This window comes from Pseudomonas sp. MB-090624 (assembly GCF_003205245.1).
GTDB lineage: Bacteria > Pseudomonadota > Gammaproteobacteria > Pseudomonadales > Pseudomonadaceae > Aquipseudomonas > Aquipseudomonas juntendi.
This window is the reverse complement of the sequence record NZ_QJRK01000035.1, coordinates 34,147-56,688: the sequence shown is the minus strand read 5'-3', so window position 1 is coordinate 56,688 and position 22,542 is coordinate 34,147. Positions and strand designations below refer to the sequence as shown.

Annotated in this window: 22 protein-coding genes; 12 read left to right on the top strand and 10 right to left on the bottom strand. The window is 63.0% G+C overall.

The genetic code is table 11. The features are described 5' to 3' along the window. Nucleotide 1: 1 nt before the first annotated feature. The 3 genes from DMX12_RS19370 to DMX12_RS19360 are packed head-to-tail and all read left to right on the top strand — an operon-like array spanning nt 2 to nt 2,588. Nucleotides 2–1,081 carry a heme A synthase gene (locus DMX12_RS19370; RefSeq protein ID WP_110679179.1) on the top strand — a complete coding sequence of 360 codons (1,080 nt, stop codon included), beginning with the start codon at nt 2–4 and terminating at the stop codon, nt 1,079–1,081. Next, nucleotides 1,066–1,959 carry a heme o synthase gene (gene cyoE / locus DMX12_RS19365; RefSeq protein ID WP_009683601.1) on the top strand — a complete coding sequence of 298 codons (894 nt, stop codon included), beginning with the start codon at nt 1,066–1,068 and terminating at the stop codon, nt 1,957–1,959. The genes DMX12_RS19370 and cyoE overlap by 16 nt, the downstream gene beginning before the upstream one ends. After that, entirely contained in the window at nt 1,956–2,588 is a 633-nt protein-coding gene (locus DMX12_RS19360; RefSeq protein ID WP_110679178.1) for an SCO family protein, read from the top strand. The genes cyoE and DMX12_RS19360 overlap by 4 nt, the downstream gene beginning before the upstream one ends. 119 nt (nt 2,589–2,707) lie before the next feature. Here the strand turns inward: DMX12_RS19360 and DMX12_RS19355 are convergent, their stop codons facing one another. The 3 genes from DMX12_RS19355 to DMX12_RS19345 form a co-directional block, all read right to left on the bottom strand. Further along, nucleotides 2,708–3,481 carry a MetQ/NlpA family ABC transporter substrate-binding protein gene (locus tag DMX12_RS19355; RefSeq protein ID WP_009683599.1) on the bottom strand — a complete coding sequence of 258 codons (774 nt, stop codon included), beginning with the start codon at nt 3,479–3,481 and terminating at the stop codon, nt 2,708–2,710. A 64-nt stretch (nt 3,482–3,545) separates the two neighbouring features. Next, a complete protein-coding gene (locus tag DMX12_RS19350; RefSeq protein ID WP_009683598.1) occupies nt 3,546–4,217 on the bottom strand; it encodes a methionine ABC transporter permease in 672 nt (223 codons plus the stop codon). Then, nucleotides 4,217–5,224 carry a methionine ABC transporter ATP-binding protein gene (locus tag DMX12_RS19345; RefSeq protein WP_054911451.1) on the bottom strand — a complete coding sequence of 336 codons (1,008 nt, stop codon included), beginning with the start codon at nt 5,222–5,224 and terminating at the stop codon, nt 4,217–4,219. The genes DMX12_RS19350 and DMX12_RS19345 overlap by 1 nt, the downstream gene beginning before the upstream one ends. A gap of 49 nt (nt 5,225–5,273) precedes the next feature. Between DMX12_RS19345 and katE the strand changes: the two genes are divergently transcribed. Next, nucleotides 5,274–7,586, top strand: coding sequence for a catalase HPII (gene katE / locus DMX12_RS19340; RefSeq protein WP_255326923.1), 2,313 nt, complete (start codon nt 5,274–5,276; stop codon nt 7,584–7,586). 155 nt (nt 7,587–7,741) lie between these two features. Here the strand turns inward: katE and DMX12_RS19335 are convergent, their stop codons facing one another. From DMX12_RS19335 to zur, 4 genes are all read right to left on the bottom strand, one after another. Then, the gene (locus DMX12_RS19335; protein ID WP_054904498.1) at nt 7,742–8,449 is read right to left on the bottom strand and encodes a PA5502 family lipoprotein; all 708 of its coding nucleotides are present in this window, start codon (nt 8,447–8,449) and stop codon (nt 7,742–7,744) included. Between the two features lie 126 nt (nt 8,450–8,575). After that, entirely contained in the window at nt 8,576–9,358 is a 783-nt protein-coding gene (gene znuB, locus DMX12_RS19330; RefSeq protein WP_009683594.1) for a zinc ABC transporter permease subunit ZnuB, read from the bottom strand. Continuing rightward, entirely contained in the window at nt 9,351–10,124 is a 774-nt protein-coding gene (gene znuC / locus DMX12_RS19325; protein ID WP_110679177.1) for a zinc ABC transporter ATP-binding protein ZnuC, read from the bottom strand. Before znuC ends, znuB begins: the two co-directional genes overlap by 8 nt. Continuing rightward, nucleotides 10,121–10,606 (bottom strand): zinc uptake transcriptional repressor Zur, encoded by a 486-nt coding sequence (gene zur / locus DMX12_RS19320; protein ID WP_054911449.1) that lies wholly within the window; start codon nt 10,604–10,606, stop codon nt 10,121–10,123. Before zur ends, znuC begins: the two co-directional genes overlap by 4 nt. 18 nt (nt 10,607–10,624) lie before the next feature. On the opposite strand from zur, the gene DMX12_RS19315 reads away from it, so the two are divergent. Continuing rightward, entirely contained in the window at nt 10,625–11,581 is a 957-nt protein-coding gene (locus DMX12_RS19315) for a zinc ABC transporter substrate-binding protein (protein ID WP_110679176.1), read from the top strand. Nucleotides 11,582–11,646: 65 nt separating this feature from the next. On the opposite strand, the gene DMX12_RS19310 is transcribed toward DMX12_RS19315, so the two are convergent. Both DMX12_RS19310 and DMX12_RS19305 read right to left on the bottom strand, forming a co-directional pair. Then, nucleotides 11,647–12,597, bottom strand: a complete 951-nt coding sequence (locus DMX12_RS19310) for a homoserine kinase (protein ID WP_009683590.1) — start codon at nt 12,595–12,597, stop codon at nt 11,647–11,649. A gap of 69 nt (nt 12,598–12,666) precedes the next feature. After that, the gene (locus DMX12_RS19305) at nt 12,667–12,954 is read right to left on the bottom strand and encodes a DUF2782 domain-containing protein (RefSeq protein ID WP_009683589.1); all 288 of its coding nucleotides are present in this window, start codon (nt 12,952–12,954) and stop codon (nt 12,667–12,669) included. 75 nt (nt 12,955–13,029) lie between these two features. On the opposite strand from DMX12_RS19305, the gene polA reads away from it, so the two are divergent. After that, nucleotides 13,030–15,777 carry a DNA polymerase I gene (gene polA, locus DMX12_RS19300; protein WP_161892353.1) on the top strand — a complete coding sequence of 916 codons (2,748 nt, stop codon included), beginning with the start codon at nt 13,030–13,032 and terminating at the stop codon, nt 15,775–15,777. 335 nt (nt 15,778–16,112) lie between these two features. Here the strand turns inward: polA and yihA are convergent, their stop codons facing one another. Continuing rightward, the gene (gene yihA, locus DMX12_RS19295) at nt 16,113–16,745 is read right to left on the bottom strand and encodes a ribosome biogenesis GTP-binding protein YihA/YsxC (protein ID WP_009683587.1); all 633 of its coding nucleotides are present in this window, start codon (nt 16,743–16,745) and stop codon (nt 16,113–16,115) included. A 193-nt stretch (nt 16,746–16,938) separates the two neighbouring features. Here yihA and DMX12_RS19290 point away from each other — a divergent pair, with 193 nt between their 5' ends. The 6 genes from DMX12_RS19290 to DMX12_RS19265 all read left to right on the top strand — a co-directional run bounded on the left by DMX12_RS19290 (nt 16,939) and on the right by DMX12_RS19265 (nt 22,507). Beyond that, complete coding sequence (locus DMX12_RS19290; protein ID WP_029886304.1) at nt 16,939–17,241, top strand: cytochrome c5 family protein; 303 nt, start codon at nt 16,939–16,941, stop codon at nt 17,239–17,241. Nucleotides 17,242–17,272: 31 nt separating this feature from the next. After that, nucleotides 17,273–17,890 (top strand): cytochrome c, encoded by a 618-nt coding sequence (locus DMX12_RS19285; protein ID WP_009683585.1) that lies wholly within the window; start codon nt 17,273–17,275, stop codon nt 17,888–17,890. 204 nt (nt 17,891–18,094) lie between these two features. Next, on the top strand, nt 18,095–18,730 hold the full coding sequence (gene dsbA, locus DMX12_RS19280; RefSeq protein WP_110679174.1) for a thiol:disulfide interchange protein DsbA: 636 nt from the start codon (nt 18,095–18,097) through the stop codon (nt 18,728–18,730). A gap of 12 nt (nt 18,731–18,742) precedes the next feature. Further along, entirely contained in the window at nt 18,743–19,597 is an 855-nt protein-coding gene (locus DMX12_RS19275) for an endonuclease/exonuclease/phosphatase family protein (RefSeq protein WP_054904504.1), read from the top strand. Nucleotides 19,598–19,694: 97 nt separating this feature from the next. Beyond that, complete coding sequence (locus DMX12_RS19270; protein WP_110679173.1) at nt 19,695–21,638, top strand: GGDEF domain-containing protein; 1,944 nt, start codon at nt 19,695–19,697, stop codon at nt 21,636–21,638. An 80-nt stretch (nt 21,639–21,718) separates the two neighbouring features. Then, entirely contained in the window at nt 21,719–22,507 is a 789-nt protein-coding gene (locus tag DMX12_RS19265) for an N-acetylmuramoyl-L-alanine amidase (RefSeq protein ID WP_029886308.1), read from the top strand. Nucleotides 22,508–22,542 lie beyond the last annotated feature (35 nt).

Sequence of the window (22,542 nt, the reverse complement as noted above, 5' to 3'; positions counted from 1 at the left end):
CATGGCCAGACCCGGATTCCGCCTTGCTGTGTGCGCCACCCTGCTGGCACTGCTGGTCGTCCTGCTCGGTGCCTATACCCGCCTGACCCACGCCGGCCTCGGTTGCCCCGACTGGCCCGGTTGCTACGGTTTCATCAGCGTACCCAAAAGCGAAGCGCAGCTGGCCCATGCCGAACTGCATTTTCCCGAACACCCGGTAGAGCCGGCCAAGGGTTGGGCCGAAATGGTTCATCGTTACTTCGCGGGCAGCCTTGCCGTGGTCATCGCCTTGCTCGCCTTGCAGGCAGTGCGCCGGCACCACAGCGAAGGGCAACCCTATCGCCTGCCTGTGCTGTTGCTGGGTGTGGTGCTGGCCCAGGCGGCGTTCGGCATGTGGACGGTCACCCTGAAGCTTTGGCCGCAGGTCGTCACGGCCCACTTGCTGGGCGGCTTTACCACGTTGAGCCTGCTGTTCCTGTTAACCCTGCGGCTTTCGCGGGCCTTTGCGCCGTTGCCCAAAATGCCGCTCAGCCTGCGGCGGGTCGCTGCGCTGGCCTTGCTGGTGGTGATCGGGCAGATCGCCTTGGGTGGCTGGGTCAGTGCCAACTACGCAGCGGTTGCCTGTATCGACCTGCCCACCTGCCATGGCCAGTGGTGGCCGGCGGCGGACTTCAGCAATGGTTTCCACCTGACCCAGCACGTTGGCCCCAACTACCTGGGGGGGCAGCTGGACAGTGATGCGCGCACGGCCATCCATGTCAGCCACCGGCTGGGCGCGCTGGTGGTCACCTGCGTGCTGCTGATGCTCAGCTGGAAACTGCAGCGCTGTGGCCTTGGCGGCCTCGCGCGCCTGGTGTTGCTGGCGCTGGCCGTGCAGGTGGGCCTGGGCATCAGCAATGTGCTGCTGCACCTGCCGCTGGCCATAGCGGTGGCGCACAACGCCGGTGGGGCTTTGCTGTTGCTGTGCATGGTGCTGGTGAACTACCGCATTCGGGTGGTCGACAAGGTACGCGTGGGTGTCGGCCAAGGCTGGCGCTTGCGGCCAGTGACCGGCGTTGGCATTTCCCATCACATGAGGAACGAGTCGTGGCGACGCTTCTGAGCACCCAGCGGGCCAGCTGGCGCGATTACCTGGAGTTGACCAAGCCCAAGGTGGTCGTGCTGATGTTGATCACCTCGTTGGCGGGCATGTTCCTTGCCACCCGTGCGGGGGTGGGCTGGAGTGTGTTGGTGTTCGGCAACCTGGGTATCGGCCTGTGCGCGGGTGGCGCGGCAGTGGTCAACCATGTGGTCGACCGGCGCATCGATGCGCTGATGGCGCGTACCCGCAAGCGGCCGCTGGCCCAAGGCCGTGTCGAGCCCTTGCCGGCGTTGCTGTTTGCCCTGGCGCTGGCGCTGCTGGGCATGGCCCTGCTGCTGATTTTCACCAACGCCCTCACTGCCTGGCTGACCCTGGCCTCGCTGCTTGGCTATGCGGTGCTCTACACCGGTTTTCTCAAGCGCGCCACGCCGCAGAATATCGTGATTGGCGGCCTGGCCGGCGCTGCCCCACCCCTTCTGGGCTGGGTCGCGGTCAGCGGCCAGGTCAGTGCCGAGCCGTTGCTGCTGGTGCTGATCATCTTCGCCTGGACCCCACCGCACTTCTGGGCCCTGGCCATCCACCGCAAGGAGGAATACGCCAAGGCCGACATTCCGATGCTGCCGGTGACCCACGGTGAGCGCTACACCAAGCTGCACATCCTGCTGTACACCCTGATATTGCTGGCGGTGAGCCTGTTGCCCTACGCCATCCACATGAGCGGCCCGCTGTACCTGGCCTGTGCCCTGGCCCTGGGCCTGCGCTTCCTGCGATGGGCCTGGGTGTTGTACCGTGGCAGCCGGCCGCACGCAGCGATCGGCACCTTCAAGTACTCTATCGTGTACCTGTTCGCGCTGTTCATCGCGTTGCTTCTCGACCACTACCTGTTGCTGAACCTATGACCCGAACCCAGAAAACCGTCTTTGTCCTCGTTGCCCTGGTCGCGCTGATCATGGGCCTTACCGTCAACAAAGTGCTCAAGGGTCGCGACCAGCCCAACCCTGTCGAGCTGATCGATGCCGGTATCATCCTGTTGCCGCAAAGCCGCGCCGTGGCAGATGTAACCATGACCAACCAGGATGGCCAGCCGGTGCAGTTGGATGAACTGAAAGGCAAGTGGTCGCTGCTGTTCTTTGGCTACACCTACTGCCCGGACATCTGCCCGACTACCCTGGCCCAATTGCGCCAGGTGAAGAGCGAGCTGCCCAAGGATGCTGTCGACCGGTTGCAGGTGGTGTTGGTGAGCGTCGACCCGAACCGCGACACGCCGAACCAGCTGAAGCAGTACCTGGCTTATTTCGACAAGGACTTCATTGGGGTGGCGGGGTCGATCGAAGATACCCAGAAGCTGGCCAATGCCCTGAGCATTCCATTCATTCCGGCAGATACCAGCAAGCCGGGCTACACCGTGGACCACAGCGGCAACCTGGCGGTGGTCGGGCCGGACGGGCGTCAGCGTGGGTTCATTCGCGCGCCGTTCAACAACCAGAAGCTGGTGACGCAGTTGCCTGGGTTGGTCAAACGGGATTGATGGGGCATTGAAAGCTTCGCGGGCACGCCCGCTCCCACAGGGATATCACAAGGCCTGAGGCTAGCGATGTCCCTGTGGGAGCGGGCGTGCCCGCGAAGAAGCCAGCGCGATTGCGAGGCTTAAAACGCCGGAACCACAGCGCCTTTGTACTTCTCGGTAATGAACTGCTTCACCTCAGGCGAGTGCAGCGCCGTTGCCAGCTTTTTCATCGCGTCCGAGTCCTTGTTGTCCGGGCGGGCAACCAGGATGTTCACATAGGGCGAATCGCTGCCTTCGATGGCCAGGGCATCTTTCTCGGGGTTCAGCTTGGCTTCCAGCGCGTAGTTGGTGTTGATCAGCGCCGCGTCCACCTGGGTCAGCACACGCGGGATGGTGGCGGCTTCCAGTTCACGGAACTTGATGTTCTTCGGGTTCTCGGCAACGTCCTTCACCGTCGACAGGATGTTCTTGTTGTCCTTGAGCTTGATCACGCCGGCCTTGTCCAGCAGCAACAGGGCGCGGCCGCCGTTGGTGGCATCATTCGGGATGACCACGGTAGCCCCGGAAGGCAGTTCGTCCAGTTTCTTGATCTTGGTCGAGTACACGCCCAGCGGCTCGATGTGCACGCCTACCACGCTCACCAGGTCGGTGCCCTTGGCCTTGTTGAATTCATCCAGGTACGGCTGGTGCTGGAAGAAGTTGGCGTCCAGGCGCTTTTCCGCCACCTGCACGTTCGGCTGAATGTAGTCGGTGAACTCCTTGACCTTCAGTTCCACGCCCTCTTTGGCCAGCGCCGGTTTGACGAAGTTGAGGATTTCGGCGTGTGGCACCGGGGTAGCGGCGACGGTCAGGGTTTCGGCAGCATTGGCCGAGAAGGCCGCGACAGCGGCGACAACAGCAAGCAGCTTCTTCATTGATCACTCCTTGTGAGGGCCGCGACGGCCCCCGAACGGGTCGGCCAGGCCGACCCCATTGGGGTTACTTACGGGAAAAATGTACGACCAGTTTGTCGCCCACGCTTTGCAGCACTTGCACCAGTACCAGCAGCAGTACCACGGTGACCACCATCACGTCGGTCTGGAAACGCTGGTAACCGAAGCGGATCGCCAGGTCGCCGAGGCCACCGGCACCGACTACACCGGCCATGGCGGTGTACGAAACCAGGGTAATGGCGGTGACGGTGATGGCCGCGAAGATACCCGGACGGGCCTCAGGCAGCAGCGCGCTGGTGATGATCTGGCGGGTGGTGGCGCCCATCGACTGGGTCGCCTCGATGATGCCGCGGTCCACTTCCCGCAGGGCAGTTTCCACCAGCCGTGCGAAGAACGGCGTAGCACCCACCACCAACGGCGGAATGGCGCCGGCGACACCCAGCGAGGTGCCGGTGATCAGCACCGTGATCGGGATCATCACGATCAGCAGGATGATGAACGGCAGCGAGCGCAGAATGTTCACCACCAGCGACAGCAGCGCATACACGCCCTTCTGTTCGAACATCTGCTTCGGGCCGCAGAGGAACAGCAGCACGCCCAAGGGCAAGCCGAGCAGCACGGTGAAGAACAGCGAGCCGAACAGCATGATCATGGTATCGACGGTGGCCAGCCAGATTTCGGCCCAGTCGACGTTGGCAAAGAAATTCAGGGCGTCCATCAACGCAGTACCTCCATATGTACGTCAGCTGCCTTGAAGTGGGCGAACGCCGCTTCCATGTCACCGCCGATCAGGGCGAGGGTGAGCTGGCCATAGGGGATATCCTTGATGCGGTCGATACGCCCGGCAAGGATGCTGTAGTCCACACCGGTTTCACGGGCCACGGTGCCCAGCAGCGGTGCGTAGGTGGCATCGCCCTGGAAGGTCAGGCGCACGATGCGGCCCGGGACGTGGGCGAAATCGTCGCGTTGCTCGCCTTCGTCGACCTGCTCGTCTTCCTGGACGAAGCGCTTGGTGGTGGCGTGCTGCGGGTGCAGGAATACTTCGGCCACCGAGCCCTGCTCGACGATCTGCCCTGCATCCATCACCGCCACGCGGTCGCAGACCCGGCGGATCACGTCCATTTCGTGGGTGATCAGCACGATGGTCAGCTTCAGCTCACGGTTGATTTCGGCGAGCAATTGCAGGACCGAAGCCGTGGTTTGCGGGTCGAGGGCGCTGGTGGCCTCGTCGCACAGCAGGATCTTGGGGTTGGTAGACAGGGCGCGGGCGATACCGACGCGCTGCTTCTGGCCACCCGACAACTGCGCCGGGTACTTTTTGGCGTGGTCCGAGAGCCCGACGCGGGCCAGCAGTTCGGTGACGCGCTTGTCGATTTCGCTGCGCGACAGCTCGCCGGCCAGGGTCAGTGGCAGTGCCACGTTGTCGGCGACGGTTTTGGAAGCCAGCAGGTTGAAGTGCTGGAAAATCATCCCGACCTGCTGGCGGAAGCCGCGCAGCTGGCTGGCGTTGAACGCGGTAACGTCTTCGCCATCGACGATGATCTTGCCGCCGGAAGGCTCTTCAAGGCGGTTGATCAAACGCAGCATGGTGCTCTTGCCGGCGCCGGAGTGGCCGATAAGGCCGAACACCTGGCCATCTTCGATGGTCAGGCTGGTCGGATTCAATGCGGGGATTTCCCTACCGGCAACGCGGTAGGTCTTGTGTACCTGTTGGAACTCGATCACGTAGCGAACCTTGTGGGGCGCATGGAATTTGGGTCAGCGGTTAGCTGGGGTGGCGCATTTTAGCCTTTTCCCCTGGCTGTTCTTAGCATTTATTTCGTCAGGCACCAATCCTTCGGGTATATGGCGACAATCGGTAAACCTGATTGAACGCTCGCCGCTCCCCTCCAGTCACTACCAGAACAAGCCCGAACGGGCATGCCTGAAGACTGACGAGGAGAGCCGACCCATGCCCAGCAAGAAAACGGACGCGCCCAAGCACAGTGAGGCCGCCGGCACCCAGACCCCCGACCGGGCCAACACCAATGCCAAGCTGCAGAGCCTGGAGCCGTTCCGTAGCGATGCTACCGGCCAGGCGTTGCGCACCAACCAAGGGGTGAAGATCGCCGACAACCAGAACAGCCTGAAGGCGGGTGCGCGCGGGCCTTCGCTGCTTGAAGACTTCATCATGCGCGAGAAGATCACCCATTTCGACCATGAGCGTATCCCGGAGCGTATCGTGCACGCCCGCGGTACCGGGGCGCACGGGTATTTTCAGAGCTATGGCTGCCATGCCGAACTGACCAAGGCGGGTTTCCTGCAGGACCCGGAAAAGATCACCCCGGTGTTCGTGCGCTTTTCCACTGTGCAGGGGCCACGCGGCTCGGGTGACACGGTGCGTGATGTGCGCGGCTTTGCCGTGAAGTTCTACACCGATGAAGGCAATTTCGACTTGGTTGGCAACAACATGCCGGTTTTCTTCATCCAGGACGCGATCAAGTTCCCGGATTTCGTGCATGCCGTGAAGCCTGAGCCGCACAACGAAATGCCGACCGGTGGCTCGGCCCATGACACGTTCTGGGATTTCGTTTCGCTGGTGCCCGAATCGGCGCACATGGTGATCTGGGCGATGTCCGACCGCGCCATTCCCCGTAGCCTGCGCATGATGGAAGGCTTTGGTGTACACACCTTCCGCCTGATCAACGCCGAAGGCGTGGCCAGCTTCGTCAAGTTCCACTGGAAGCCGCGCCAGGGCGTGCATTCGGTGCTGTGGGACGAAGCGCAGAAACTGGCCGGCAAAGACACCGACTACCACCGCCGCGACCTGTGGGAAGCTATCGAGACCGGTGACTACCCAGAGTGGGAATTGGGCGTGCAGATCGTGCCCGAGGCAGACGAGCACAAGTTCGACTTCGACCTGCTCGATCCTACCAAGCTCATCCCTGAAGAGTTGGTGCCCGTGACGCTGCTGGGCAAGATGGTGCTCAACCGCAACCCGGACAACTTCTTCGCCGAAACCGAGCAGGTGGCGTTCTGCCCGGGGCATATCGTGCCCGGTATCGACTTCACCAACGATCCGCTGCTGCAGGGCCGGCTGTTCTCGTACACCGATACACAGATCAGCCGCCTGGGTGGGCCGAATTTCCATGAAATCCCGATCAACCGGCCGGTGGCGCCCAATCACAGTGGCCAGCGCGACGCCATGCACCGCATGACCATCGACAAGGGCCGTGCTTCGTATGAGCCCAACTCCATCGATGGCGGCTGGCCGAAGGAAACCCCACCTGCTGCGCAGGATGGTGGCTTCGAGAGCTACCAGGAGCGCATCGATGCGCACAAGATCCGCCAGCGCAGCGATTCGTTTGGCGACCACTTCTCGCAGGCGCGGCTGTTCTTCCAGAGCATGAGCCCTACCGAGCAACAGCACATCATCAAGGCCTACAGCTTCGAGCTGGGCAAGGTGGAGCGTGAAAGCATTCGCCAGCGGGAAGTGAATGAGATTCTTGCCAATATCGACCTGAAACTGGCGGCGGCTGTCGCGGCGAACCTGGGGCTGCCCGCACCCAAGCAGGGTACGGTCCAGGTGAAAGGTAGCAAGCTGGCGCAGTCCAAGGCGTTGAGCCAAATGAACCACCCTGGTTCGGTAGGCATCAAAGGCCGCAAGATTGCAGTGCTGGTGGCCGATGGCGTGGACGCGGCCAGTGTCGACAAGCTGGTGAAAGCGCTGGAGGCCCACAGTGCACGGCCCATGCTGCTGGGGCCGACGTCGGCGCCGGTGAAGGCGGCCGACGGCAAACAGCTACCGGTGGATGCGTCGATGGAAGGTATGCCGTCGGTCATGTTCGACGGGGTTGTGGTGCCGGCGGGCAAGGCCTCTACCGATGCGCTGGCGGCCAGCGGCCTGGCCAAGCACTTCCTGCTGGAAGGCTATAAGCACCTCAAGGCAATGGTGCTGACCAAAGACCTGGTCAGCGGCCTGGGGCTCAAGGAGGACAAGGGCCTGCTGGTGGGGGATGACCAGAAAGTGATGGATGCCTTCGTCAAGGCGGTAGAGGGGCATCGGGTTTGGGAGCGGGAGGCTGCTGCGGAGGCTGTGCCGGCCTGATACCAGGCAATTAGGTAATTTGGGGCCGCTTTGCGGCCCTTCGCGGGCACGCCCGCTCCCACACGTTTGGCGCTGAACTCAAGAAATGCGCGATCCCCTGTGGGAGCGGGCGTGCCCGCGAAGGGCTGCAAAGCAGCCCCAGCGCCCCAGCGTTTTCAGCGCTGATGCGGCACCAGAACCACCTGCGCCGGCAGCGAGCGCTGAATTTCATGCTTCTGCTTCAGCTCAAACCCGCTGTCGATCTTGCGCACGCGCTTCTCCAGCAAGGTTTTCAGCCAGGGCGCGTCGTGGGTGCGCGGCACCTGGAACACCACTTCACAGTCATAGCTCACCACGTCTGCCGCAATGTCATCCAGTTGGCGGCGCATGGCGCGGCTGTCGGTGGTTTTCAGGGCCACCACGGTGCTGGGTGCGGTCGGGTCGATGATCAGCGCCTTGGGCTTGGCCTCGGCGGCCTTCAGCGCCGCTTCGGCTTTGGCCAGCTCGGCCTTGCGCGCCTGGCTCACGGCGTCGCCCCCGGTCACCGCAGGGGCTTGCGGCATCAGCGCCCGGGCACGGGCCAAGGCCGTTGCAGCGGCATTCACGTCACCTTTTTGCAGCACGATCTGGCTACGCTGCAGGTAGGCTTCGGCCAGTTGGCGCTGGTATTGCTCCAGGCGTGCGTCGTCGGGCGCCTGGGCCTGCAGGGCAGCCAGCTGGTCTTCGGCGGTGGCCAGCTCGTTGCTGGCGATGTTTTGTTGCAACTGCTGCCAGGCATCGGCTTGGGCAGGTGCGGTGGCCTGTTCCACCGGCGCACTGGAACAGGCAGCCAGGAACAGTGAAAACGCGGCAACAAGCAGATAACGGGAGGCGAACGGCTTCATTCCTGCGATTCTCTATTTGCGCAAAAAGCGAGCAAGTCTACACCCAGGTGCGCACGCTCGAAAACAGGTCTTACAGACCCTTTACCCGGGAAAAGGTTGCAAGGCGTGCCTGAGCACGCCCTGTAATCAGCGCTTTGGCAGGGCCAGGCTCAGCAAGAATAGCACCGCTGCACAGACCACGATCGACGGCCCGGCGGGGGTGTCCTTGAACCAGGACATGGCCAGGCCACCGCAGACCGCGGTGATGCCCAGCAGGCTGGCACCCAGCGCCATCTGCTCGGGCGAGCGGGCGTGGCGCTGCGCCGCAGCAGCGGGGATGATCAACAGCGAGGTGATCAGCAGCACGCCGACGATCTTCATGGCCACGGCGATCACCACCGCAATCAGCAGCATCAGCGCCAGGCGCAGGCCGGCTACGGGGAGGCCTTCGACCATGGCCAGTTCCTCATGCACGGTAACCGCCAACAGCGGCCGCCAGAGCACGCCCAGCAACAGCAGCACCAGCGCACTGCCGCCGAGGATCCAGGCCAGGTCGGTGGTGCTGATGGCCAGCAGGTCGCCGAACAGGTAGGCCATCAGGTCGATACGCACATCGTGCATGAAGCTGAGCACCACCAGGCCCAGTGACAAGGTGCTGGGGGCGAGGATGCCGAGCAGGGTGTCGGAGGCCAGCGGCTGGCGTTGCTGCAAGGTCACCAGCAGCACCGCCAGCAACAGGCAGCCAACGGTGACGGCCAGGGCCGGGCTTACATCCAGGGCGAAACCCATGGCCACGCCCAGCAATGCGGCATGGGACAGGGTGTCGCCGAAATACGCCATGCGCCGCCATACCACGAAAGAGCCGAGCGGGCCCGCGACAACGGCCAGGGACAGGCCTGCAAGCAAGGCGTAAAGAAGAAAATCAGCCATGCTTGCAGTGCTCTCCGTGAACGTGGGGGCTGGGGGCGACCACCGAGCCATGCAGGTCGTGGCTGTGGTCGTGATGGTGATGATAAACAGCCAGGCTAGGTGCGTTCTGCCCGAACAGTTCGACAAAGGCTGGGTCGTTGCTGACCTGTTCCGGGTGACCCGAGCAGCAGACATGGCGGTTCAGGCACACCACCTGGTCGGTGGCGCTCATGACCAGGTGCAGGTCGTGCGACACCATCAACACGCCGCAACCATGGCGGTCGCGCAGCCGGGTGATGAGGTTGTACAGCTCGGTCTGGCCGACCACATCCACCCCTTGCACCGGCTCGTCGAGTACCAGCAACTGCGGCGCACGCAACAAGGCACGCGCCAGCAGGACGCGCTGCATCTCGCCACCGGAGATGGTCTGGATCGGGCTGTCGATAACCTGTTCGGCGCCCACTTCCTGCAGGGCCGATACGGCTGCTGCCCGGTCTACCCCCGGCACCAGGCGCAGGAAGCGCAGCACGGAAAGCGGCAGGGTGGCATCGACCTGGATTTTTTGCGGCATGTAGCCGATACGCAGCCTGGGCTTGCGCCATACCGTGCCGCGGTGCGGCTTGAGCAGCCCGAGCACGGCGCGCACCAAGGTGGTCTTGCCCGCGCCATTGGGGCCTATCAGGGTGACGATCTGGCGGGGCGCCACCGACAGGTCGATGCTGTCGAGCACCGCCTCGCCGCCATAGCTGACGCCCACCTGTTCCAGGCGGATCAGGGCATCGCTCATGCCGCGCTCCGGCAATTGCCGCACAGGCCGACCACTTCCACGGTTTGGGTCTCGACCGTGAAGCCCACGCCCTTGGCGCTGTCGATGATGGCCTCGCTGATGCTGTGTTGCTCCAACTCGATGGCGACGTGGCATGCACGGCAGATCAGGAACTGGCCTTGATGCACGTGCTCGGGGTGGCTGCAGCCGATGAACGCGTTGAGCGAGGCAATGCGGTGCACCAGGCCGTTTTCCAGCAGGAAGTCCAGTGCGCGGTACACCGTGGGCGGTGCAGCGCGGCGGCCGTCCTGCTCGCTGAGCACGGCAAGGATGTCGTAGGCACCCAGCGGCTTGTGGCTTTGCCATACCAGCTCCAGCACCCGGCGGCGCAGCGCGGTCAGGCGCAGGCCCTGGCGGGTGCACAAGGCATCAGCTTCAGCCAGTGCGCTATGCACGCAATGGGAGTGATCATGGGGACGGTTGGCCAGCGGCGTGATGGACATGGGCAGCGACGATTCTGTATGGAGACGTTATTATGTTACCCGTTTCTCACGACTCGAGTATTCACCGTGTCCCGATTTCTAGTCCTTTTTGTCGCATTCATCGCCTGTTCGGCCCAGGCCGATGTCCGTGTGCTGACCAGCATCAAGCCGCTGCAACAGATTGCCGCTGCCGTGCAGGAGGGTGTTGGCAGCCCTGAGGTATTGCTGCCGCCAGGTGCTTCGCCGCACCACTATGCCCTGCGCCCATCCGACGTACGGCGGGTGGGCGATGCCGACCTGCTGTACTGGATCGGCCCGGACATGGAGAGCTTCCTGCCACGCGTATTGGGCAGTCGCAGCAAGGCAACCGTGGCCGTGCAGTCGCTGCCAGGCATGAAGCTGCGCCACTTTGGCGAAGACAGCCATTCCCATGAGGAAGCGGACCACGATGAGCATGACCATGACCACCGCCCAGGTAGCCTGGATGCGCACCTGTGGCTATCGTCGGTCAACGCGCGGGTAATCGCGGGGAAAATGGCTGCGGACCTGGCCCAGGCCGATCCCGCCAATGCGGCGCGCTACCAGCACAACCTGAAGGTCTTTTCAGACCGTATGGATGCGCTGGATGAGCGAATCAAAGCGCGGGTTGCGGGTATCGCTGGCAAGCCGTATTTCGTGTTCCACGAGGCGTTCGACTACTTCGAGGCGGAATATGGCCTGAAGCACACTGGCGTGTTCAGCGTGGCGTCCGAGGTGCAGCCGGGGGCTCAGCATGTGGCCGCCATGCGCAAGCGCCTGCAGGAAGTGGGCAAGACCTGCGTGTTCAGCGAGCCGCCACTGCGCCCGCGCCTGGCCGAGACCCTGACTGCCGGCCTACCGGTGCGTCTGGCCGAGCTGGATGCACTGGGTGGTACTGACCCGGTGGATGGCAAGGGCTATGAGCGCTTGCTGGAGAAGCTGGGTGGCGACTTGGCTGGGTGCCTGGAGCAGTTGTAAGCCTGTTCCGGCCTCTTCGCGGGCACGCCCGCTCCCACAGGTGCCCGCGAAGAGGCTGAAAAGGGCTAGAGGGCAAATGGCAGGTGCAACGCCACCTGCTGGCGCTGTGCCAAACGCACTTCGAACTCGCTCGGGTCATGGATCATCACATCCATCCCGGCAAACGATTCTGCCGCAATCAGCCGCGACAGCCAGAAGCGCACGCAGCCTACCCGCAACATCTCAGGCCACAGCTCGGCCTCGGCAGCGGTGAACGGCCGCAGTGCGGCATAGGCCGCCAGCAGCGCCTGGGCACGCGGCATGTCGATTGCGCCCTGCTCATCCAGGCACCAATCGTTCACGGTGATGGCGATGTCATACAGCATCGGCCCGGAGCAGGCGTTGTAGAAGTCGATCACGCCAGTCAGGTGGGTGCCCTCGAACATCACGTTGTCGCGGAACAGGTCGGCATGCAGGTTGGCTCGCGGCAGCGCCAGGATCTGCGCCTTGTGCGCGTTGATTTCGTTCAGGGCCGGTTGCAGCAGCGCGGCTTGCTCGGCAGTCAGGCGTGGCAGCAGCTCGGCGCCTGAAGCCAGCATCCAGTCCAGGCCACGGTCGGTGCGGCGCTCGATGATGCGGCCGCGGGTGGCCAGGTGTATATGCGCCAGCAGCTCACCCACCTGGGCGCAGTGCTGCGCGTTGGGCGCCTTGATGTGCTTGCCTGAGAGCCTTGGCTGCAGCAGTGCAGGCTTGCCGCACAGCTCGCGCAGGCCGTTGCCGTCGCGGTCACGAACGGCATAGGGCACCGGCATGTCGGCTGCGTGCAGGGTGTCGAGCAGCTCGATGAAGAACGGCATGTCCTCGCTGGGCCCGCGTTCGATCAACGTCAGCACGAACTCCCCCTGTTCGAGGCTGACGAAGAAATTGCTGTTCTCGGTGCCGGCGGCTATGCCCTGGAAGTCGAGCAGGCGGCCCAGCGCGTACGGTGCCAGAAAGGTTTCCAGCTCAGGCCGGGTCACGGGGGTGAAGACTGACATGATGAAAAATTGCCCATACGGGCACTTCCGCCGGGAAGTGCCGGGTTGATGTGAACGGTGCGCGTCAGATTACCACTCGAAGATCTTCCAGGACGGAATCAGCATGTCCGGCTGGTCGGATCGAATGAAGTTGGCATCGGTGCCATCGGCGCGTACCAGGAAATAAGGCTTGCCGTTTTTCGGTGTGATCTTGATCGCATACAGGAAGCCGTTCTGCCGGTATTCCTGGATGGTCTTGTCGCCTTCCGTGCGAATGGTCACCTCGGGATCGGCCGAGGGGGCGTCTTCCGCCGCCAGGGTGACGACCGGCGTGGTTGCCAACAGGCCGAGCAGTAACAGGCGATTGAGTGTACGCATGATAACCTAGTCCCTTTGTCGTCAATGATTCTGGCTATTCTAGCGCCGGACCCGTCGAAAAGGTTGATTCTGCTCATGAGCCAAGCGCCCCTCGTCCTGGTGGACGGTTCCTCCTACCTGTACCGCGCCTTTCACGCGCTGCCGCCGCTGACCACGTCCAAGGGCATGCCGACCGGTGCGGTGAAGGGTGTGCTGAACATGCTCAAGAGCCTGCGCAAGCAATACCCCGACAGCCTCTTTGCCGTGGTGTTCGACGCCAAGGGTGGCACGTTCCGTGACGCAATGTTCGCCGAATACAAGGCCAACCGGCCGAGCATGCCCGACGACCTGCGGGTGCAGATCGAGCCGCTGCACGCCAGCGTCAAGGCCCTTGGCTACCCGCTGTTGTGCGTCGAAGGGGTCGAGGCCGACGACGTGATCGGCACCTTGGCGCGCAGCAGCGCCGCGTTGGGCCGCCCGGTCATCATCTCGACCGGTGACAAGGACATGGCGCAGCTGGTGGATGGCCACATTACCTTGGTCAACACCATGACCGGTAGCGTGCTGGACGTGGCGGGCGTGCATGAGAAGTTTGGCGTCGGCCCGGAGCACATCATCGACTTCCTGGCCCTGATGGGCGACAAGGTCGACAACATCCCCGGGGTGCCCGGTGTGGGCGAGAAAACCGCCGTGGGCCTGCTGACCGGTATTGGTGGCGGCCTCAGCGACCTGTACGCCAACCTCGACAAGGTGCCGGCACTGGCCATTCGCGGTGCCAAGACCCTGCCGGCCAAGCTGGAAGAGCACCGCGACGCGGCCTTCCTGTCGTATGAGCTGGCTACCATCAAGGTCGACGTGCCGCTGGACGTCGAGGTCGAGGCGCTGGTATGCGGCGAGCCTGACCGCGATGCGCTGCTGGCGCTGTACACCGAGATGGAGTTCAAGAGCTGGGTTGCCGACGTGCAGCGGGAGGCTGCCAGGGTGGGTGATGACGTTGCGCCGGTCGCGGAGCCGGTGGCCAAGGTCGAGCCGAAGTACGAAACCATCCTCGACCAGGCACGCTTCGATGCCTGGCTGGAGAAGCTGCGCCAGGCGCCGCTGTTCGCGTTCGACACCGAAACCACCGGCCTGGACGCCCAGAAGGCCCAATTGGTCGGCCTGTCGTTCGCGGTGGCGCCCCATGAAGCGGCCTACGTTCCGCTGGCCCACGACTACGAGGGCGCGCCGGCCCAGCTGGACCGCGACGCCGTGCTGCTGGCCTTGAAGCCCCTGCTGGAAGACCCGGCCAAGGCCAAGGTCGGGCAGAACGCCAAATACGATATCAACATCCTCGCCAACGGCTCGCCCGCCATCGCGATGCGTGGTGTTGCCTATGACACCATGCTCGAGTCCTACGTGCTGAACTCCACGGCCACCCGGCATGACATGGACAGCCTGGCGCAAAAGTATCTGGACCACACTACCATCGCCTTCGAGGATATCGCCGGCAAGGGCGCCAAGCAGCTGACGTTCAACCAGATCGACCTGGACAAGGCGGGCCCCTACGCTGCCGAAGACGCCGACATCACCCTGCGCCTGCACCATGCGTTGCAGGCCCGCCTGGCCCAGACCCCAAGCCTGGAGCCGGTGCTGATGGACATCGAGATGCCGCTGGTGCCGGTACTGGCCAAGATCGAACGCCAGGGCGCACTGGTCGATGCAGCCCTGCTGCACGTCCAGAGCGGTGAGCTGGGTGAGAAAATGGCCGAACTGGAACGGCGCGCCTACGAGCTGGCGGGCGAGGAGTTCAACCTGGGCTCGCCCAAGCAACTGGGGGCGATCCTGTACGACAAGCTGGGCATGCCGGTGCTGAGCAAGACCGCCAAAGGCCAGCCGTCTACCGCCGAAGCGGTGCTCGACGAGCTTGCGGAGCTGGGTTACCCACTGCCCGAAGTACTGATGCAGTATCGCAGCCTGAGCAAGCTCAAGAGCACTTACACCGACAAGCTGCCGGGGCAGATCAACCCGCGTACCGGGCGTATTCACACCTCTTACCAGCAAGCGGTGGCGGCGACTGGCCGGCTGTCGTCCAGCGACCCGAACCTGCAGAACATTCCGATCCGTACCGCCGAGGGCCGCCGAATCCGCCAGGCGTTCATCGCCAGCCCAGGCTACAAGCTGCTGGCGGCCGACTACTCGCAGATCGAGTTGCGCATCATGGCCCACCTGGCCAAGGACGAAGGCTTGCTGCACGCCTTCCGCAATGACCTGGACGTGCACCGTGCCACGGCGGCGGAGGTCTTTGGTGTAGCCCTGGAAAACGTCACCGTCGATCAGCGTCGCAAAGCCAAGGCCATCAACTTCGGCCTGATCTACGGCATGAGCGCATTTGGCCTGGCCAAGCAGATCGGCGTCGACCGCAAGCAGTCGCAGGACTATATCGACCGCTACTTCGCCCGCTACCCCGGGGTGCTGGCCTACATGGAGCGCACCCGTACCCAGGCTGCCGAGCAAGGTTTCGTCGAAACCCTGTTTGGCCGCCGCCTCTACCTGCCAGACATCAACGCCAAGAACCCGGCCCTGCGCAAGGGCGCCGAGCGTACCGCCATCAACGCGCCCATGCAGGGGACCGCCGCCGACATCATCAAGCGCGCCATGGTCAACGTGGATAACTGGCTGAGCGAGAGCGGCCTGGACGCGCGGGTGATCCTGCAGGTTCACGACGAACTGGTGCTTGAGGTGCGCGAGGACCTGGTTGAACAGGTCAAAGATGAAATTCGCCAGCACATGAGCAAGGCGGCGCAGCTGGATGTGCCGCTGCTGGTAGAAGCAGGAATTGGTGCGAACTGGGACGAAGCTCACTGATTGAACCGGAAAAGCTGTGTAGGATCTGCGACGTGGTGACGCGGATCCTGGCAGCGCTGGCGCGCGCGGGGCTGGGCTTTCATGAAACTATCGCAAATAGTTTTCAGGGCTTCGGAACTAAACCAGTGAAGCGGAACTCAGAGTAACTGAATGGCTGGTGAAGCCTTTCGATGCTCCTATGTTGTGTTAAGTGTTGGCAGATATCTGGACCCCGCCCTAGCGGTCCGGACTTGGACCCCGAACTTCCCCCTCCCCATACGAAGTCCGGGGTTTTTTTTGCCCGCAATTTGGCCTGAGCTTGGGCGAAGCCCAGGCCATGCTCCGCGCTGCAGGCTTCAGGCCACTGGCTTGTCTTCCAGCTCCATCCAGCCCGCCAGCACCCGATAGGCCTCTTCCACGCCCAGGCGCTTGGGCGCCGAGAACAGCTGGATGGTGACACCGTCGCCCCAGCCCTTGCGAATTTCCGATTGCACCTTCAACAAGGTGTTCTTGCCCGCGCCGTGGGTCAGCTTGTCGGCCTTGGTCAACAGAATGTGCATCGGCATGCCGCTGGCCTTGGCCCAGTCGAGCATCATCTTGTCGAAATCGGTCATGGGGTGGCGCACGTCCATCATCAGGATGATGCCGCGCAGGCACTCACGGCTGCCCAGATAAGCTTCCAGGTGCTTCTGCCAGTGCTGCTTGAGCGGAATCGGCACCTTGGCATAACCGTAACCTGGCAGGTCGACCAAACGCCGTTCATCGTCCAGACTGAAGAAATTCAACAGCTGGGTGCGCCCGGGGGTTTTCGAGGTGCGCGCCAGGCTGGCGTGAGTCAGGGTGTTGAGGGCGCTGGATTTGCCGGCGTTGGAACGGCCCGCAAAGGCCACCTCGTAGCCCTGATCGTCCGGGCATTGTTCGACCTTGGCTGCGCTGAGGGCGAATTTGGCTTTCTGGCAGAGGCCGAGGATGGGGTTCTTGACTTGCATGGGATATCCGATGTGGGTGTTGCCAAAGCCTAGGCCGGCAAGCGGTGTCGTTTCCGTTTGGCTGACAGAAGTATATAATGCCCCAGTTTTTGTGTGCCCATTCTCCCAGCGAAGGGGAACGGGCATGGGGTGCCGAACTATAGCTTGCGCATCAGAACGCAGCGCGTCCCCCAACCCTGTCAGGTCGTTTCGCCTGGCGAAATGGCTGCTAGCTGTCGGTATGTTCCTGCCGTATTTCAGCGCACAGGCTACACAGGATGCCGAGGTGTTGTACAACCGCACGTGTGCGGCTTGCCACACCGGGCAATTGCCCCAGGCACCCAGGCAGGGTGACCGGGCAGCCTGGGAGCCAAGGCTGGCGCAAGGTATGGATGTACTCGTCCGGCATGTGACCCAGGGTTTCAAGGCTATGCCGCCGCGTGGATTGTGCATGGACTGCAGTGCCGAGGACTACCGTTTGGTCATCCTTTGGATGAGTGGCAGTCCCGATACATAACATTTCACCCTTAGCCGTGTTGGATTAGCTGATGAACAAACTAGTCGTGAGTCTGCTGTTGACCCTGGGTGTCGCAGGTGCGGCCACTGCTGCGCAACCTATCAAAGGCGATGCCGCTGCCGGCCAGGCCAAGACGGCCGTCTGTGGCGCCTGCCACAACCCCGACGGCAACAGCCTGGCACCCAACTTCCCGAAACTGGCTGGCCAGGGCCAGCGCTACCTGGAAAAACAACTGCACGACATCAAGTCGGGCAAACGTACCGTGCTGGAAATGACCGGCATGCTGGCTGCTTTCAATGACCAGGACCTGGCCGATATCGCCGCCTACTTCGCCAGCCAGAAAGGCAGCGTGGGGGCTGCCGACCCCAAACTGGTCGAGCGCGGCCGCGCGCTGTTCAACGGCGGCGACCTGGAAAAAGGCATGCCCGCCTGCACCGGCTGCCACTCGCCCAATGGCGCGGGTATCGCCCTGGCCGGTTTCCCGCACTTGAGTGGGCAGCATGCCCAGTACGTGACCAAGCAGTTGACCGACTTCCGTGAAGGCAACCGCACCAACGACGGCGATGCCATGACCATGCGCACCATTGCCGGCAAGCTGAGCAACCACGATATCGAGGCATTGGCCAGCTATATCCAGGGCCTGCACTGACTGGCGGCGCGGTCCTGCAGGTGCTGCACATGCCTTCAGGGGCTTCGCATTAACTTTCAGTTAATGTTGCAGGCCAATGATGAAAGGGTGGCTGGGCTACCCTTTTTTCAGTGCGTAGCCGGTACACTACAGAACTCAAGCCCTTCCCGGCCTGTCTCAAGGCAGGTCGCGTAGTGGCGACCCATGATTGCTCAGGAGTAAAGCATGCGTAAACTGATTCTCAGCGCTGCGCTGGTCGCCGCCAGCGTATTCGGTATGACAGCGGTGCAGGCCGCAGAGCCCGCCACTGCCGGCAAGGAATATATCGAGCTGAGCAACCCTGTTCCGGTTTCCGAGCCTGGCAAGATCGAAGTGGTTGAGCTGTTCTGGTACGGCTGCCCTCACTGCTACCATTTCGAGCCGACGCTCAACCCCTGGGTCGAAAAACTGCCCAAGGATGTCAACTTCAAGCGCGTACCCGCCCTGTTCGGTGGCCCATGGGATGCCCACGGCCAGATGTTCCTGACCCTCGAAGCCATGGGCGTTGAGCAGAAAGTGCACGCAGCGGTGTTCGACGCTATCCAGAACCAGCACATGCGCCTGACCGACAAGAAAGACATGGCCGACTTCCTCGCCACCCAGGGCGTGGACAAGGACAAGTTCCTGTCCACCTTCGACTCTTTCGCCGTCAAGGGCCAGTTCAACAAGGACAAGGAACTGGCGAAGAAGTACGAAATCACTGGGGTACCGAGCATGGTCGTCAACGGTAAGTACCGCTTCGACTTGGGTACCGCAGGTGGGCCCGAAGGCGTGCTGAATGTCGCCGACCAACTGATCGCCAAGGAGCGCGCCGCTAAGTAAGCGGCGTATCCCATGCCCCGCTTCAGAGCTACGCGTGGCATTGGCCTGCACCAGCCGCAGGTCAACGAGCATCACCTGCAGGCACCCGGCCTGCCGGACGATGGTCGCCTGCGGCTGCTCAGCTTCAACATTCAGGTCGGCATCAGCACCGAACGCTATCGGCATTACCTGACCCGTAGCTGGCAGCACCTGCTGCCGCATAACGGGCGCGCCGGCAACTTGCAGAAGATCGGCAAGCTGTTGAGCGACTTCGACCTGGTGGCCCTGCAGGAGGCCGATGGTGGCAGCCTGCGTTCCGGGTTCGTGAACCAGGTCGAACATCTGGCCCAGCTGGGTGCCTTCCCCTACTGGTACCAACAGCTCAACCGCAACCTTGGGCGTTTTGCCCAGCACAGTAACGGCGTGCTCAGCCGCCTGAAGCCGCAATTGCTCGAAGACCACCCGTTACCGGGCCCCGCCGGGCGCGGGGCAATTCTGGTGCGGTTCGGCGAAGGCGAGGATGCGCTGATCGTGGTGATGATGCACCTGGCCCTCGGCGCCAAGACCCGCGCCCTGCAGTTGGGCTATATCCGCGAGCTGATTGGCGGCTACCGCCACCAGGTGCTGATGGGCGACATGAACACCCATGCCACCGACCTGCTCGAGCACTCACCCCTGCGTGACCTGGGCCTGGTGGCCCCGCAGGTCGAAGCTACCTTCCCCAGTTGGCGACCCCAGCGGTGCCTGGACCACATTCTGCTCAGTTCCAGCCTTACACTGGAGCGTGTCGAGGTGTTGGCCCAGCCTATTTCCGACCACCTTCCGGTGGCGGTAGAGATCCGATTGCCTGATGCATTGACTGTGGATACGCTGCCGGCCTTGAGCTGAATCAGCCAAGGCGTCGCACGCCCTCAAGTGTTGGGCGTGCGCGCCGACAGCGTGTAATCAGACAGCCCCAGATGTATCACCCGTCGCGGATCCAGGCATGACCGAAGAAGCCGAGCGCTGGAAAGAAAAATACCTCAAAGCCATCGAGCAGCAAGAAAAGCTCGAACGTCGTTGGGACGCCCGTCTCGACTTGCTGCGCCGTGGCCTGGTGCGCAGTACCCTGGCTGCCGAAGGCAGTGACAAGGTGGTCGACGCGTGCATGAAAGAAATGCGCGAGGTCATTCGCAGCGACAACATGGATGCTGGCCTTGCCGGGCTGATTCCGCGCCTGGAGAAGGCGGTGCTGGATTCGGAACAGCGCCGCGAAAACCGCATGAACCAGGTTGGCGATGCCTTGGCTGCACTGGTGGGCCAATTACAGAACCTGCCGCTGCCTGGTGATATTGCCCGGCCGCTGAAAAAGCTGGCGAAGAAGCTCGATGGGGGCGTTACCCAGTCACGCGACCTGCCGCCATTGCTGGGTGAGCTGAGCGGTTTGCAGGGGCGTGCGCTGGCCGCCTTGGGCAAGCCGGGTGAAGAAACCCGCCCTGGTTTTCTGCAGCGGTTGTTCGGCAGCCGCGATGACGATGCCCAAGCGGAGCCGGCGCTTGTGCCCGAAGCGGTGCCGGGTGCCCAGGCTCCACCGCACGCAGCGCCACCCAGCCCCGACGCCGACCCGCATGTTGATATCGATGCGTTGCAACCGTTGCCAGCCCCTGCTGCACCGCCCGCCGAGCTGCCCGCAGCGCCCGAGCCAGAGCCAGCGCCAGATGCAGCTGGCCCGGCGCTGATCGAAGCGGCCGAAGTACCCGCATCGCCAGTGCCGCAGCCAGGTGAAGGGCCGGCCGCCGAACACGGGGTCAGTCAGCCGCTGCCGGCGCCTGCACCCTTAGCGGAGCTTGAACCAACGTTCGGCGAAGACGGCCCTTATGCCCTCCCCGATGCGGTGGAACCGCCGTACAGTCAGGTCGCTGCACACATCGAGCAAACCTTGCTTGGCCTGCTCGACGACCTCAGCCTGCCCGAGCGGCACAAGGCCCAGGCTTTGGAAATGCGTGCGCGGGTGGCCCGCGGCCTGAACTGGTATGAGCTGATCCCGGTACTGGACGACCTTGCAGTGCTGATGCTGGCGATCACCGACAGTGGGCAGCATGAATTTGAAACCTACTTGCAGCAGCTCAACGAGCGCCTGGAAGGGTTCCAGAGCCATCTGCATGAAGCCAGCGCCGGCCATGCCGACAACAGCAGTGCCGCCCGCGCGCTGGACACCCAATTGCGCGAGCACGTAGACGGGTTGCAGAGCAGCGTGCAAGGTGCCGCCGATGTCGACAGCCTCAAGCACATCCTGGAGAACCGCCTGGAAGGCTTGTTGGTGACCATGGACGAGCACAAGCACCAGCGTGATCGCCGCGAGCAGGAACTGGCCAACCGCCTGCAGGGGTTGTCGGAGCGTGTGGCAAGCATGGAGCACGAGGCACTCGGTTACCGTGAACACCTGGAAGAGCAGCGGCAAAAGGCCCTGCTCGACCCGCTCACCGGTCTGCCCAACCGGGCGGCCTGGAGTGAGCGGGTGGACCGGGAAATGCTCGAATGGCAGGCCCAGGGCGGCCATCTGGCAATGGCGATCCTCGACCTGGACCATTTCAAGCGCATCAATGACAGCTATGGGCACCTGGCCGGGGACAAAGTGCTGAAGATCGTTGCCGACCAGTTGCGCAAGTGCTTGCGCGGCCGTGACTTCATAGCCCGGTTCGGCGGCGAAGAGTTTGTCCTGTTGCTGCCGCAGACGGCCCCGCCGGCGGCTGCGCAAGCCGCTGAACTGCTGCGGGCGACCATCGAAGCCTGCCCGTTCCACTTCAAGGGTGAACGGGTGGTGATCACCACCTCCATCGGGTTGGCGGCGTTCCGCGCTGGCGAGCGCGCAGACCAGGTGCTCAAGCGCGCCGACACCGCGTTGTACCGGGCCAAGGAACTCGGGCGCAATCGCGTGGAACAAAACTGATGGGCAGCCACTGACTCGCGGCAAACATTGCTGCTGGCGAGCACGTTATACTGTAGCGCTCTTACGCCGAGGCCTCCGACGTGCTTTCCACGCTGAAAAAAACCCTGATCACCTTTCTGCTGTTCACCGTCGCAGGTTGCTCCACGGGCCTGCGCATCGACCGCAGCCACCCTTCGGCGAACCAGGACAACCGTATCCAGTTCGTTGTTTTGCATTACACCAATGCCTCGCTGGAACGCTCGCTGGCATTGCTCACCCACGGTGAGGTCAGTAGCCATTACCTGATTGGTGATGGCCCGGCGACGGTGTACCAGTTGGTGGACGAGAGCCGTCGCGCCTGGCATGCCGGTGACAGCCAGTGGCAGGGGCGCACATGGCTGAATTCGTCGTCCATCGGCATCGAAATCGTCAACCCAGGCTTTGCCGATACACCCAACGGGCGGGTCTGGTACCCCTATAGCGAGGCGCAGATCCAGGCGCTGATCGCGTTGCTCAAGGACATCGTCAAACGTAACAATATCGAGCCCCGGCATATCATTGGCCACAGCGATATCGCCCCATTGCGCAAGCTTGACCCGGGCCCTTTGTTCCCGTGGAAACGCCTGGCCGATGCTGGGTTGGGGGTCTGGCCAGATGCCAACGCCGTGGCGCAGCAACAAGCATACTTCAACGTCAACCCGCCCAGCGTTGGCTGGTATCAGCAGGAGCTGGCGCGGTTTGGTTATCAGATCGAGCAAACAGGCGTGCTCGATGTAGCCACCCGGCATGTCATCGCTGCCTTCCAGATGCGCTTCCGCCCGCAACGTTTCGACGGCATGCCCGATGCGCAGACGGCGGCCATGCTGCAGGTGCTCAACCGGACCCGTTGACTGTCACCAGGCCGCGCGCGGTGACAGGGGCGTTG